This is a genomic window from Sulfitobacter sp. SK011, assembly GCF_003352065.1.
In the GTDB taxonomy this organism is placed as follows: domain Bacteria; phylum Pseudomonadota; class Alphaproteobacteria; order Rhodobacterales; family Rhodobacteraceae; genus Sulfitobacter.
Genome location: NZ_CP025803.1, coordinates 2864415 through 2876492, shown reverse-complemented (window position 1 = coordinate 2876492; position 12078 = coordinate 2864415). Strand labels below are relative to the sequence as shown.

General features: G+C 58.9%; 12 protein-coding genes. 8 read left to right on the top strand and 4 right to left on the bottom strand.

The genetic code is table 11. From position 1 onward, the window contains the following. Positions 1-119 precede the first annotated feature (119 nt). The 3 genes from C1J02_RS14165 to C1J02_RS14155 are packed head-to-tail and all read left to right on the top strand — an operon-like array spanning position 120 to position 1587. Entirely contained in the window at positions 120-443 is a 324-nt protein-coding gene (locus C1J02_RS14165) for a 2Fe-2S iron-sulfur cluster-binding protein (RefSeq protein WP_114879151.1), read from the top strand. Next, the gene (locus C1J02_RS14160; protein ID WP_114879150.1) at positions 443-1192 is read left to right on the top strand and encodes a VCBS repeat-containing protein; all 750 of its coding nucleotides are present in this window, start codon (positions 443-445) and stop codon (positions 1190-1192) included. Before C1J02_RS14165 ends, C1J02_RS14160 begins: the two co-directional genes overlap by 1 nt. Continuing rightward, entirely contained in the window at positions 1192-1587 is a 396-nt protein-coding gene (locus C1J02_RS14155; protein WP_114879149.1) for a hypothetical protein, read from the top strand. The genes C1J02_RS14160 and C1J02_RS14155 overlap by 1 nt, the downstream gene beginning before the upstream one ends. 19 nt (positions 1588-1606) lie before the next feature. Here the strand turns inward: C1J02_RS14155 and purD are convergent, their stop codons facing one another. Then, positions 1607-2872 carry a phosphoribosylamine--glycine ligase gene (gene purD / locus C1J02_RS14150; protein ID WP_114879148.1) on the bottom strand — a complete coding sequence of 422 codons (1266 nt, stop codon included), beginning with the start codon at positions 2870-2872 and terminating at the stop codon, positions 1607-1609. Positions 2873-2959: 87 nt separating this feature from the next. Here purD and xseA point away from each other — a divergent pair, with 87 nt between their 5' ends. Then, positions 2960-4516 carry an exodeoxyribonuclease VII large subunit gene (xseA, locus tag C1J02_RS14145; RefSeq protein ID WP_114879147.1) on the top strand — a complete coding sequence of 519 codons (1557 nt, stop codon included), beginning with the start codon at positions 2960-2962 and terminating at the stop codon, positions 4514-4516. Between the two features lie 28 nt (positions 4517-4544). On the opposite strand, the gene C1J02_RS14140 is transcribed toward xseA, so the two are convergent. Both C1J02_RS14140 and C1J02_RS14135 read right to left on the bottom strand, forming a co-directional pair. Beyond that, entirely contained in the window at positions 4545-4940 is a 396-nt protein-coding gene (locus C1J02_RS14140) for a hypothetical protein (protein WP_114879146.1), read from the bottom strand. Positions 4941-4989: 49 nt separating this feature from the next. After that, entirely contained in the window at positions 4990-6003 is a 1014-nt protein-coding gene (locus C1J02_RS14135) for an alkane 1-monooxygenase (RefSeq protein ID WP_114879145.1), read from the bottom strand. A gap of 164 nt (positions 6004-6167) precedes the next feature. Between C1J02_RS14135 and C1J02_RS14130 the strand changes: the two genes are divergently transcribed. The 4 genes from C1J02_RS14130 (at position 6168) to C1J02_RS14115 (ending at position 11237) form a co-directional block, all read left to right on the top strand. Beyond that, positions 6168-7880: an NAD(P)H-dependent oxidoreductase subunit E gene (locus C1J02_RS14130; RefSeq protein WP_114879144.1), complete on the top strand. Its 1713-nt coding sequence runs from the start codon at positions 6168-6170 to the stop codon at positions 7878-7880. 450 nt (positions 7881-8330) lie between these two features. Then, a complete protein-coding gene (ftsY, locus tag C1J02_RS14125; protein WP_368073787.1) occupies positions 8331-9680 on the top strand; it encodes a signal recognition particle-docking protein FtsY in 1350 nt (449 codons plus the stop codon). Between the two features lie 36 nt (positions 9681-9716). Next, positions 9717-10619 carry a DMT family transporter gene (locus C1J02_RS14120; protein WP_114879143.1) on the top strand — a complete coding sequence of 301 codons (903 nt, stop codon included), beginning with the start codon at positions 9717-9719 and terminating at the stop codon, positions 10617-10619. Positions 10620-10631: 12 nt separating this feature from the next. After that, the gene (locus C1J02_RS14115) at positions 10632-11237 is read left to right on the top strand and encodes an inner membrane-spanning protein YciB (protein ID WP_114879142.1); all 606 of its coding nucleotides are present in this window, start codon (positions 10632-10634) and stop codon (positions 11235-11237) included. 56 nt (positions 11238-11293) lie between these two features. Here the strand turns inward: C1J02_RS14115 and C1J02_RS14110 are convergent, their stop codons facing one another. Next, positions 11294-12001 (bottom strand): glutathione S-transferase N-terminal domain-containing protein, encoded by a 708-nt coding sequence (locus tag C1J02_RS14110; protein ID WP_114879141.1) that lies wholly within the window; start codon positions 11999-12001, stop codon positions 11294-11296. Between the last annotated feature and the right edge of the window lie 77 nt (positions 12002-12078).

The window sequence follows — 12078 nt, the reverse complement described above, 5'->3', positions numbered from 1 at the left end:
GGGCGTCACGTGAGAATTGTCGCCGAGACGCCATAAAATATCGCAAAATGAGGGGTGGCACTGGACAGGCGGGATAGCTAGATAGCTGGGGACTGATTTTTTAGGCGAGGGTTCGATCAATGGCCAGAATTACATATGTTGAACATGGTGGCACAGAACATGTGGTTGAGGTTGCCAACGGCCTGACCGTCATGGAAGGCGCGCGTGACAACAACATCCCCGGCATCGAGGCCGATTGCGGCGGCGCATGCGCCTGTTCAACATGCCATGTTTACGTGGATGCGGCCTGGGTCGAAAAACTGCCTGCCAAGGACGACATGGAAGAAGACATGTTGGATTTTGCCTATGAGCCAGATCCGACACGCTCGCGCCTGACATGTCAGATCAAGGTTACAGATGCCTTGGATGGTTTGCGTGTCCAGATGCCGGAAAAGCAGATTTGATGCAAAGGATCAGTGCAGGTTTTGCTGCACTGTTCTTGTGTTCGCTCGGGTCGGTCGTTGCCGCAACACAGACCATAACGGCGGCCCGGTTTTCGCAGCCCACTTCACGGTATGACCATGGCATTCTGGGCGACGCTGAGGAATGGGGCCAGCTTGAGATCGACGTCGGCGGGGTGAGCCCAGACAAAGCGTCTGATGTTGATGCGCACCACAAGGCGACCTATCTTTTTCGCCTGCCACAGGATCATGTATTTGAAGACGTGGCCCCGCGCCTTGTGGATGTGACCGGTGACGGCCGCCCTGAGGTGATTGTGGTGGAAACCGATGTGCGCCGGGGCGCGGCGCTGGCGATCTATGACAGCACCGGAAAGCTGGCCGAAACGCCGCATATCGGCACCCGCAACCGTTGGCTCGCGCCCATTGGCGCAGCAGATTTTGACGGTGACGGGCATATCGAGATCGCCTATATCGACCGCCCCCATCTGGCCAAGACATTGCGGGTCTGGCGGTACAAGGACGGCAGGTTGCGCGAGGTCGCCAGCCTTGCTGGCCTGACCAATCACCGGATCGGGGAGCGCGACATCGGTGGTGGAACACGCAGCTGCGCAGGTCTGCCTGAAATGGTGGTGGCAAGTGGCGATTGGCAGCGGGTCATGGTTGTCGGGTTCAATACGGGCAAGCTTGTCGCTCGCGACGCAGGCCCACATCGCGGGCGCGCCAGCTTGAATGCTGCGCTAAAGTGCCAGTGATGTTTGCGCGCGCAGTATTTGCTGCGACGCTTTGCTTGGCCGCACCTTGTCTGGCACAAACGCAAATCACCCCGGAAGCGTTCCTGGATCAGGCGGTCGGCAAGACGTTGACCTTCAGCGGGTACAAAACTGGGGAATTGGTCGGCACAGAGCAATTCCTCAGCCGTGACAAAACGGTTTGGGCGCGGACAGATCGACACTGCACCTATGGTCAGATCGACGTGCGCGGGCCGTTGATTTGCTTTATCTATGAGGATCACCCGGACCCGGACAATTGCTGGATGCCCTTCATAGATGGCGAGGGGCTCACGGTAATCTCTCGCAACTTTGATATTCAGCGCATCACGGCCATCACTGAAAAACCGGTGATCTGCGAGGATGCGCCGCTTTCCTAGCGACCCCTGTGCCGTAAAATCAGGGGATTCCCCGCCAGCCGATATCCCGGCGGCAAAATCCTTCGGGCCAGTCGATCTGATCGACCATTTCATAGGCGCGTTTGTGTGCTTCGGCCAATGACGCGCCACGTGCCGTAACATTCAACACACGGCCCCCGATGGCGACCAATGCGCCGTCCTGACGCGCGGTGCCTGCATGAAATACCATGTTTGAACTGTCCTCTGGCAAGGCGTCCAGACCGTTGATCTGGGTGCCTTTCTCATAGGCGTCAGGATAGCCATTGGCGGCCATGACCACCGTCAGCGCATGATCGTCTGCCCAGTTGACCTTAATCTCGTTCAGCCGCCCTTCGGCGGCGGCCTGCATCAGGTCAAAGGCCTGTGCACCGAGCCGCATCATCAGCACCTGACATTCCGGATCACCGAAGCGGACGTTATATTCCACCAGTCGTGGCGCGCCGTCTTTGATCATCAGACCTGCATAAAGCACCCCTTGATAAGGCATTCCGCGGCGTGCCATTTCGGCCATGGTGGGGCGGATGATCTCGTCCAGTGCCCGCTCGGCAATCGCGTCCGTCAAGACGGGCGCAGGCGAATAGGCCCCCATGCCGCCGGTGTTTGGTCCGGTGTCGCCATCGCCGACGCGTTTATGATCCTGAGCGGTGCCGATGGGCAGCACAGTTTCGCCGTCACATAATACAAAAAACGACGCTTCTTCGCCGTGCATGAATTCTTCGATCACCACCTCAGTTCCGGCATCGCCGAACGTGCCATCAAACATCGTGTCCACGGCGGCCATGGCTTCGGCGTCGGTCATCGCGATGATCACACCTTTGCCTGCGGCCAGCCCGTCGGCCTTGACCACAATCGGCGCGCCGTGTTGTGTGACATAGGCCCGCGCAGCCGCCACATCGGTGAAGTGGCCATAGGCGGCAGTGGGGGCGTTTGACGCGGCACAGATTTCCTTGGTGAAGGCCTTGGATGCTTCGAGGTTGGCAGCCGCTGCAGAGGGGCCAAAAACCGCGAATCCCGCCGCCCGCAGATCGTCGGACACACCGGCGGCCAGGGGGGCCTCGGGGCCGACGATCACAAAGTCGATGCTGTTTTCCTCGGCAAAGACCACAACCGCTGCGCCGTCCATGATGTTGAGGTTTGCACAATCGGCAATCGCAGCGATCCCCGCATTGCCCGGTGCCACAATCAGCTTGTCGCACTTGGGGTTTTGCATGACCGCCCACGCCAGTGAATGTTCGCGCCCGCCGCTTCCCAGAATAAGAATGTTCATACGTGAGAAGCTCCCTTGGCCTTGGTTCCCGCGCGTTCTAAGCTGGGGTCAACCCAGACACAAGCCAGACACAGAATTGAGCGCCCGATGGACCTGATTGACGATCCCGCAGAAGGACTGAACAGCCCGGAATTCACCGTGACCGAGCTTTCTGGCGCGATCAAACGGGTGATTGAAGGCGAGTTCGGCCATGTGCGTATTCGGGGCGAGGTGGGTCGGGTCAGCAGGCCACGGTCGGGGCACATCTATCTGGATCTCAAGGATGACAAATCGGTCATTTCCGGGGTGATCTGGAAGGGTGTTTCCGCGCGGCTCGAAACCCAACCCGAAGAGGGGATGGAAGTCATCGCCACCGGGCGGATCACCACTTTTGGCGGGCAATCGAAATATCAGATTGTGATCGAAGACATCAAACCGGCGGGCATGGGCGCGTTGATGGCGCTTTTGGAAAAGCGCAAAAAGATGCTGGCGGCAGAGGGGCTTTTTGCGCCCGAGCGCAAGCGACCGCTGCCGTATCTGCCGGACGTCATTGGCGTGATCACATCGCCTTCAGGGGCTGTTATCCGTGATATCCTGCACCGCTTGCGCGACCGTTTTCCGCGCAAGGTGCTGATCTGGCCTGTGGCTGTACAAGGGGCGAAATGCGCACCCGAAGTGGCACGGGCCATTGCCGGGTTTAATGCGCTGACACCGGGTGGCGCGCTGCCGCGCCCGGATCTGTTGATTGTCGCGCGCGGCGGCGGATCGGTTGAGGATCTGTGGGGCTTTAACGAAGAGATTGTCGCGCGGGCAGCGGCGGCTTCTGACATTCCGCTGATCTCTGCTGTCGGGCATGAAACCGACACGACACTGATTGATTTTGTGTCCGACAAACGCGCACCGACACCTACGGCGGCGGCGGAACTCGCGGTGCCTGTGCGGCATGAACTGGCCGCCTGGCTGGAAAGCCAGGAGGCCCGTATGGGCGTGCTGCTGAGTCAGGGGCTGACCCGGCGCGGGCAGCGGTTGCGTGATATGGCGCGGGCGTTGCCGCGGGCGGATGCATTGCTCGATGGGCCGCGACAACGGCTGGACCGGGCGGCGGAAAAACTCGAACCTGCGTTGATCGCGGGGGTACAGCACCGCCGGGTGCGGCTGGCAAATGTGTCAGGGTCGCTGCGGCCCGCGACATTGCGGGCGCGTTTGCAGAATGATCACCGAAAACTGACGGGTTTGGCGGACAGGCTGACACCTGCTTTGACGCGTACGGTGGTGGCGACGCGGGACCGCTTCAACGCGCGCGCGCAGGGGTTCAGGACAGATGTGCTGGTGGCCGATATTGATCGCGAAGCCAAGAGATTGCGCGATGTCTGGGAGCGTATCGGCGCGGCTGACAAACGGGTTATGGAAAAGCGCCGGTTGCGGATCACAGCGCTGGCGCGGACATTGGCAACGCTGGGCTACACCGAGACTTTGGCACGCGGGTACGCGGTTGTGCGCGGAGATGGCAACGTGGTGACCGGCAAGGCGCAGGCCAAGAAAGCGGGTGCGCTAGAGATCGAGTTTGCAGATGGCAAGCTGGCAGTTGTTGCCGGGGCTGCGCCGGAACCCGAAAAGAAACCCACAAAGAAAGATATGCCGCCAGAGCAGGGATCGCTACTCTGACGGGTGCCGGCACGCCATGTGCGCTATATCAAACGCCAACCTTTGGCCCCAGACACAGCATTTCCTGACCCTGATCCTGCGCCTCATAAAGCTCTGTTGTGTTGAGTTCATTTTCAAAGCGCGCAATCAACCCTCGGGTGCCTTCGACAAAGCTCCAGCATTGCGGATCGGGATTGTCTTCATAGACAAAACAGATCAATCCGGCCTCTTCGTACCATTCGCCCTCTTTGCAGATGCCGTCCAGAAACGACCACTGCACCCGGCGATCTTCATGGTATATTTCAGCGCCGTACGCATCTCCTCCGCGTCCGTAGAACAGGGTTTTGCCACGGGTATAGGCGTCAAATTCTGCCGCAGACATCCTGTCCTGAGCCAGGGCAGGCAGAGCACATATGGTGCACAGAAAAACGGCAATATATCTCATGGCGTCAGACTGGCAGAAACCGCTGCAACCTGCCAGAGCAAGCCGCAGTCTACGCAAGCTTTTGCCAGCGTTTGACGCGCCGGTCCATGATGCGCCGCCACAATGGCGGAACCATCGCAATCGCGGCCATTACCGGAAGCGAACGGGGCAGCATCGGCATGGTCTCGGGTGTGACCTCAAGCGCGGGAAACGCGCGGGCGGGGCGCAGGTGATGGTCCGAATGACGCGGCGCGTTCAGCATCATCGCAGACGAATACCATTTCGGGGCATTCCAGCTGTGTTCAGGGCCGATGGGCTCAGGTTTGCCAGAAGTGTTTATCGTCCGCCGCAGACCGTAATGCTGAACATAGTCTGAAAGCAGCAGTTGCACTTGCGCATAAAGCGCCAGTCCCAGATAGGCGATAACGCCGCGCCACCCGGCGAGCGCATAGGCGCACCCGGTACAGACCAGCCCGCCCATGACATAAGCGACGTAAGGATGGGTCCACATGGGCGGCACATTTTCCGCGCGTTTGCGGTGCAGGTTATCGGCGCGCCATCCAGCGGTAAATTCACCGTGCATGACACGGGCAGCATAGGTCCAGAACCCTTCGCCAAGGGGGGCTGAGTTGGGGTCTGCATCGGTGGCGGCAAAGATGTGATGGACCCGAAGGTGCGCGGATACGTGGTGGCCGTGCAGGACCGAAATGTAAATCAACGCGCCAATACGTCGGGGCAGGCGGGCACTGGCGTGGATCATCTCATGGGCGTTGGAATTGGATACCTGCCCGAAAAACATGCCAAGCCCGATGAACAGCAACAGCGTGTCGAGTGGACTTAAATAAGGGGCCGCGCCCAATGCCCAGACCCCAAGGGCCAGCAGCGGGAAATGCACAGCGGCCAAGGTCAGGCTAAGCCCGCGGCCAGAGGCATCTTGTTTGGTCAGGGTATGCGGCAGCTTGTCCATCAAGAACACAAAAGCGGTGATCGACAGCGCCGCAAGCAACGGCCATATGCCGCCGAAGATGCAGGCAAACGCCAAAAGCATCGCAGGGGTCAGGCTTGCAATCGCGTACCAGATCATGAGGCACTCCTTTCCCAAAGAGGTTTAGCCGCAAAATGTGACGGGTCAAAGTACTGTCAAATGGCAGCAACAACGCAAAGCGCTGCACAATTGTCGTTTTTTGATCGCAGTCCCCCCTCGTGCTTTGATAGGGTCGCGCCAACGACCAGAACAAGGGGGCCATCATGGCACTGGATGAGCACGCGAAGAAATCAGGCAAAGGCCCCGAAAAAGGTGTCTGGAAATCTGGCAAGGGCAAGGGACGCCGCCACACAAAAGGCCGCCAATTACTGGATGGACCGTGGGAAGAGGTGCGCGCATTGCTGGGCGACCGCCCGCGGCACCGCGATCTGTTGATCGAACATTTGCACCTCATTCAGGACGAATATGGCCACCTGTCTGCGGCACATCTGCGTGCGCTGGCCGAAGAAATGCGCGTTGGCATGGCCGAAGTCTATGAAGTCGCCACATTCTATGCCCATTTTGATGTGATCAAAGAAGGCGCGGCACCGCCACCGGCACTGACTATTCGCGTGTGCGATTCGCTGTCGTGTGAGCTGGCGGGCGCGCAGGCGCTTAAATCGGCGTTGGAGCAGGGTCTGGATGCTTCTGAGGTCCGGGTTTTGCGGGCCCCTTGCATGGGCCGGTGTGACACGGCACCTGTGCTTGAAATTGGCCACAATCACATCGATCACGCGACACCGGAAAAGGTTAATGCGGCCATTGCGACAGGGGATACCCATGCGCATGTGCCCCAGTACGAGGCGTTCGCAGGATATGAGGCGGCGGGCGGCTATGCCACGTTGAAAGACCTGCGCGCGGGTGGTGATTGGGAAGCGGTACAGGAAAAAGTGCTCGCATCCGGTCTGCGCGGCCTTGGCGGTGCGGGCTTTCCGTCGGGCAAGAAATGGGGCTTTGTGCGCGCCAATGCGGGTCCGCGTTATTTGGCCGTGAATGGCGATGAGGGTGAGCCGGGCACATTCAAGGACCGCTGGTATCTTGAGCGCACGCCGCATTTGTTTCTTGAGGGCATGCTGATCGCCGCATGGGCGGTCGAGGCGGAAAAAGTGTTCCTGTACATGCGCGATGAATATCCTGCGGTACTGGAAATTCTGGCGCGCGAGATCAAGGCGTTGGAAGATGCGGGCATCGTCGAGACAGGCTTTATCGACCTGCGTCGCGGTGCCGGAGCGTACATCTGCGGTGAAGAATCCGCCATGATCGAAAGCATCGAGGGCAAGCGCGGCATTCCGCGCCACCGGCCACCCTTTGTGGCCCAGGTTGGTGTCTTTGGGCGACCGACGTTGGTGCACAATGTTGAGACATTGCATTGGGTCGCGCGCATTTGTCGCGAAGGGCCAGAGGTTTTGTCCGGCACTGAAAAGAACGGCCGCAAAGGGCTGCGCAGCTATTCGGTGTCCGGGCGGGTGGCTGCACCGGGGATGTATCTTTTGCCTGCCGGTTCGACCATCACCGACATCATCGCGGCGGCTGGCGGTATGGCTCAAGGGCATACGTTCAAAGCCTATCAACCGGGTGGGCCGTCTTCGGGTTTGCTGCCCGCGCACATGGACGACATCCCGCTTGATTTTGACACCTTGCAGCCGCACGGGTCGTTCATCGGCTCGGCTGCGGTTGTGGTGTTGTCTGATCAGGATTCAGCGCGTGCTGCGGCACTTAATATGTTGAAGTTCTTTGAGGATGAAAGCTGTGGTCAGTGCACGCCATGCCGGGTCGGTTGTGAAAAAGCGGTCAAATTGATGCAGGCCGACAGTTGGGATACCGGGCTGCTGGAAGAGCTGAGCACCGCCATGGTCGACGCGTCGATCTGTGGTCTGGGGCAGGCGGCACCGAACCCGATCCGCATGGTGATCAAACACTTCCCGGACGAAATTTAGCTTAGGGAAAATACCTGTTTGCATAAACGGATCAGGCGCGTGCCACGCGTCTGAACCCTGCGCAAAACCGATCCGCTGCGTTGCGCGCATTGTGGGCATTGCGTGCCGACCCTTTCATCTGTCTGGCAGAGCCTATAGATCAAAGAAAACCAGCAGTGGAGACCCCCTTTGGCATTTTTCAAGAAGCTGAAAGAGCGTTTGTTCAAATCTTCGTCCAAGATCGACGAGGGGCTTGAGGCCATTGTCAGTGATGGCGGTGAGGAAGAGGCGCTTGGCCCGGATGAGGCTGTGCAAGAGGCGATTGATACGAGCGTCGAAGATGCTGCTGCTGAGGCCGAGGCCGCGCGTCAGGAAGCCGAGCGTATAGCCCTTGAAGATGCAGAGCGCGCAGCCCGCGAAACCGCAGAAAAAACCGCCCGCGATGCCGCGGAGCGCGCGGAAAAAGAGCGAATGGCAGAGGCTGAGCGTATCGCAGAAGCGGAGCGGGTGGCAGCGGCTGAGCGTGCTGCAGCGTTGAAGGCACAACAGGACGCTGCTGACAAATTACGTCGCGAGGCGGCCGATCAGGCACAGCGCGAGGCCGCGGAAGAGGCACAAAAACGCGCTGCAGCTTTGGCGCAACAGCAAGCAGCCGACCAAGCCGCACGCGCCGCCGCAGAAACCGCTGTACGTGAGGCCGCAGAAACCTCTGCACGTGAGGCCGCAGAATTGGCTGAACGGCAAGCCGCCGAGAAAGCCGCGAGAGACGCTGCAGAACAGGCAGCAAAGGACGCCGCAGAACAAGCTCAGAAACAGGCCGACGCCCGTGCAGCAGAAGCCGCAGCGCAAGCCGCATCCGCACCTGCACCGATCATGACGGACCTCAGCGCCGTGGTTCCTGCCTTAAGCGAGGAACCAACTGAACCCGCGGCCAAACCGGGATTACTGGGCCGCCTGATGGGGCGTGCTGCGCCAAAAACCGTGGTGCGCCGGGTGTTGGACGACGACATGCTCGAACAGCTTGAGGAGTTGCTGATTGCGGCCGATATGGGGGTCGATACGGCACTGCGCGTCACCGCAAACATGGCCGAAGGGCGCTTTGGCAAGAAATTGTCGGTCGCTGAGATCAAACAGTTGATGGCACAGGAAGTCGCCCGGATCATGGAACCCGTCGCGCAGCCTTTGCCGCTTTATTCAAAGACACCGCAGGTGGTGTTGGTGGTGGGCGTCAACGGATCGGGCAAGACCACAACCATCGGCAAGTTGGCCAGCCAGTTCCGTGCGGCGGGCAAGAAAGTGGTGATTGCGGCGGGTGATACATTCCGTGCTGCTGCTGTTGAGCAATTGCAGGTTTGGGGTGACCGCGCTGGCGTGCCGGTGTTGACGGCGGAGCAAGGGTCAGACCCTGCCAGTCTGGCCTTTGATGCGATGACGCAGGCGCAGGCCGATGGCGCGGATCTGCTCTTGATCGACACCGCAGGACGGTTGCAAAACCGGGGTGATCTGATGGAGGAACTGGCCAAAATCGTGCGGGTGATCCGCAAGAAAGACCCCTCCGCGCCACACAACACCCTGTTGGTATTGGATGCAACCACCGGTCAGAACGCGCTGAACCAGGTCAAGGTCTTTCAGGAAATCTCGGACGTGTCCGGTCTGGTCATGACCAAGCTTGATGGCACCGCCAAAGGCGGCGTGCTGGTGGCGCTGGCGGATAAATTTGGTCTGCCCATTCATGCGATTGGCGTGGGTGAACAGATCGATGATCTGTCGCCCTTTGATCCTGACGAATTTGCAGATGCGCTTGTCGGTCGAGATCGATGACGACCTGTTTGCCCGGGCTTGGCAGGGCACACTAGATTGACGGAATGGTTGCTCTTAATCGAAGGCACGCCAGCAGGTCACACCGCCGCCTTGTGGCTGGCGATCATGGCCGCGTTCCTGCATGCGGTGTTTGGGGCACTGCAAAAGGGGCGGCATGATCCCTGGCTCACGCGTGGGGCGATTGATTTTTCTTATTGTGTGATGGCCGCACCCTTTGCGTTTTTTGTGGTGCCCTGGCCAGAGCCGCATATGTGGGTGATCTTTCTCGGCGCGTTTGTGATCCATGTGATCTACAAGATGTTGCAGGCTTGGGCCTATACCAAAGGTGCCTACACGGTCGTTTATCCGGTGGTGCGCGGGACAGGACCGCTTTTTACGGTCTTGGGCGCATATGTGATTTTTGGTGAACGGTTCACCGGGTGGCAATGGCTGGGCGTGGCTGTGTTGATGGCCGGAATCTTTGGCCTCGCGATCTATAACATGATTTATCTTGTGGCCGCGCGGGACACGCTGAATGCGGCCTTGGGCATTGCGGTACTGACCGGGCTCTTTGTGGCGCTTTATACGACATATGACGCATACGGCATCCGCGCGACGGCGAACCCGTTTACCTTTCTGGCCTGGTTTTTCATGATTGACGGGTTGGTGATGCCGATGATTGCGGCGCGGCGCTGGCGCGCGATGGCAAATCCGCCCGCCTTGGGGCCGCTGATGATCCGCGGGGTGTTTGGCGGGTTGGTGGCATTCATGAGCTTTGGTGCGATCATGCTGGCCACGCGGCTTGATAAGGTGGGCGAGGCGGCAGTTCTACGCGAAACCTCAACGGTATTTGCCGCACTGATTGGCGTGGTTTTTTTGAAAGAGACCGTGGGACCGCGCCGGATTGCGCTGATGGCATTGATCGCGGCGGGCGCTGTGATAGTGGAGATGGGTGGATGAAGGAGCATAACCATGGCTGAGGCCAATCAGATCAACCCCTATTTGAAATCCGCATTGGAGTTTGGTCCGGTGCTGTTGTTCTTTGCGGCCTATCTGCGCCTGAAAGATCGGGTGTTTACCATCGGTGGCACTGAATATGACGGATTTATCGTCGTCACGGCGGCGTTCATTCCGCTGTTGATCCTCTCCACAGCGGCGCTTTGGTGGCTGACGGGGAAACTGAGCCGGATGCAGGTGGCAACGGTCATTTTGGTGGTGATCTTTGGCGGTTTGTCGGTTTGGCTGAATGACGATCGGTTCTTCAAGATGAAGCCGACGATGATCTACGTTCTGTTCGGTGGCTTGCTGGGTTTTGGGCTGCTGCGCGGGCAATCCTATCTGAAATATGTGATGGAAGAGATGATGCCGTTGGAAGACGCAGGATGGATGATCCTGACCCGACGGCTGATGTTCTTTTTCCTGGGGCTGGCGCTTGCAAACGAGGTGATCTGGCGCAGTTTCTCGACGGAAACCTGGGTCTATTTCAAAACCTTTGGCCTGACAGCGGCGATATTCGCCTTTTTCATGACGCAGGGCAGGTTGTTCCAAACCTATGGTTTGGGCAAAGACGAGGGGTAAGTTCGGTGTGGTGTGATCGCGACGGCCCGATCTGAGGTAACGGATACGTCGCGACCTTAAGGCTTTTTCGTAAACAACTGATCGTGCGCGGTTTTGTCTTTGGCAATGTCGCCGCGTTTGTCCGCATGCAAGGCGCGGCCCGCCTGAACACCGGGGCGGGCGGTCATGGTATCGAGCCATCGCGCCATATGCGGTTTGTCGTCCAGCGTCTGTTGCTGGCCTTCCCACAAGGATGCCCAGCCCCAGATTGAAAAATCAGCGATCGAGACAAAGTCACCGGCAACAAATTCATGCAGCGCCAGCTGGCGGTCCAGCACCCCGTAAAGGCGTGCTGTTTCAGAGCGATAGCGGTTTTTGGCGTAAGGAAGATCGTTGGGTGGGTCCATATTCGGCGCGTATTTGAGGAAATGATGTGCCTGACCCGCCATTGGCCCAAGACCGCCCATCTGCCACATCAACCATTGATCAACGGCAATGCGCTGCCGCTCGGTCGTTCCATAGAATTGCCCGGTTTTCCGGGCCAGATATTGCAGGATCGCCCCGGATTCAAAGATCGCAATCGGCGCGCCATCCGGGAAGTCGGGGTCCACAATCGCGGGCATCCGATTGTTGGGCGAGATTTTCAGAAAGGCGGGCGCAAATTGTTCGCCTGCGCCGATGTTCACCAGATGGGTTTCATAGGGCAATCCCATTTCCTCAAGTGTTATAGAGACTTTCCAGCCATTTGGAGTGGGCCAAAAGTAAAGGTCGATGGGTGCGGGCATCCGGGGCATCCTTTGTGGTTGTGCTTATGATGCTTGTTTTGCAGCAGATGCCAAGCCCAAGCAGGATTGACGAAGAC

What these genes read in the sequence shown, in the direction of transcription:
- C1J02_RS14165 (WP_114879151.1), top strand. Translation starts at nt 120, where the DNA reads ATGGCCAGAATTACATATGTTGAACATGGTGGCACAGAACATGTGGTT.
- C1J02_RS14160 (WP_114879150.1), top strand. Translation starts at nt 443, where the DNA reads ATGCAAAGGATCAGTGCAGGTTTTGCTGCACTGTTCTTGTGTTCGCTC.
- C1J02_RS14155 (WP_114879149.1), top strand. Translation starts at nt 1,192, where the DNA reads ATGTTTGCGCGCGCAGTATTTGCTGCGACGCTTTGCTTGGCCGCACCT.
- purD (WP_114879148.1), bottom strand. Translation starts at nt 2,872, where the DNA reads ATGAACATTCTTATTCTGGGAAGCGGCGGGCGCGAACATTCACTGGCG.
- xseA (WP_114879147.1), top strand. Translation starts at nt 2,960, where the DNA reads ATGGACCTGATTGACGATCCCGCAGAAGGACTGAACAGCCCGGAATTC.
- C1J02_RS14140 (WP_114879146.1), bottom strand. Translation starts at nt 4,940, where the DNA reads ATGAGATATATTGCCGTTTTTCTGTGCACCATATGTGCTCTGCCTGCC.
- C1J02_RS14135 (WP_114879145.1), bottom strand. Translation starts at nt 6,003, where the DNA reads ATGATCTGGTACGCGATTGCAAGCCTGACCCCTGCGATGCTTTTGGCG.
- C1J02_RS14130 (WP_114879144.1), top strand. Translation starts at nt 6,168, where the DNA reads ATGGCACTGGATGAGCACGCGAAGAAATCAGGCAAAGGCCCCGAAAAA.
- ftsY (WP_368073787.1), top strand. Translation starts at nt 8,331, where the DNA reads ATGGCAGAGGCTGAGCGTATCGCAGAAGCGGAGCGGGTGGCAGCGGCT.
- C1J02_RS14115 (WP_114879142.1), top strand. Translation starts at nt 10,632, where the DNA reads ATGGCTGAGGCCAATCAGATCAACCCCTATTTGAAATCCGCATTGGAG.
- C1J02_RS14110 (WP_114879141.1), bottom strand. Translation starts at nt 12,001, where the DNA reads ATGCCCGCACCCATCGACCTTTACTTTTGGCCCACTCCAAATGGCTGG.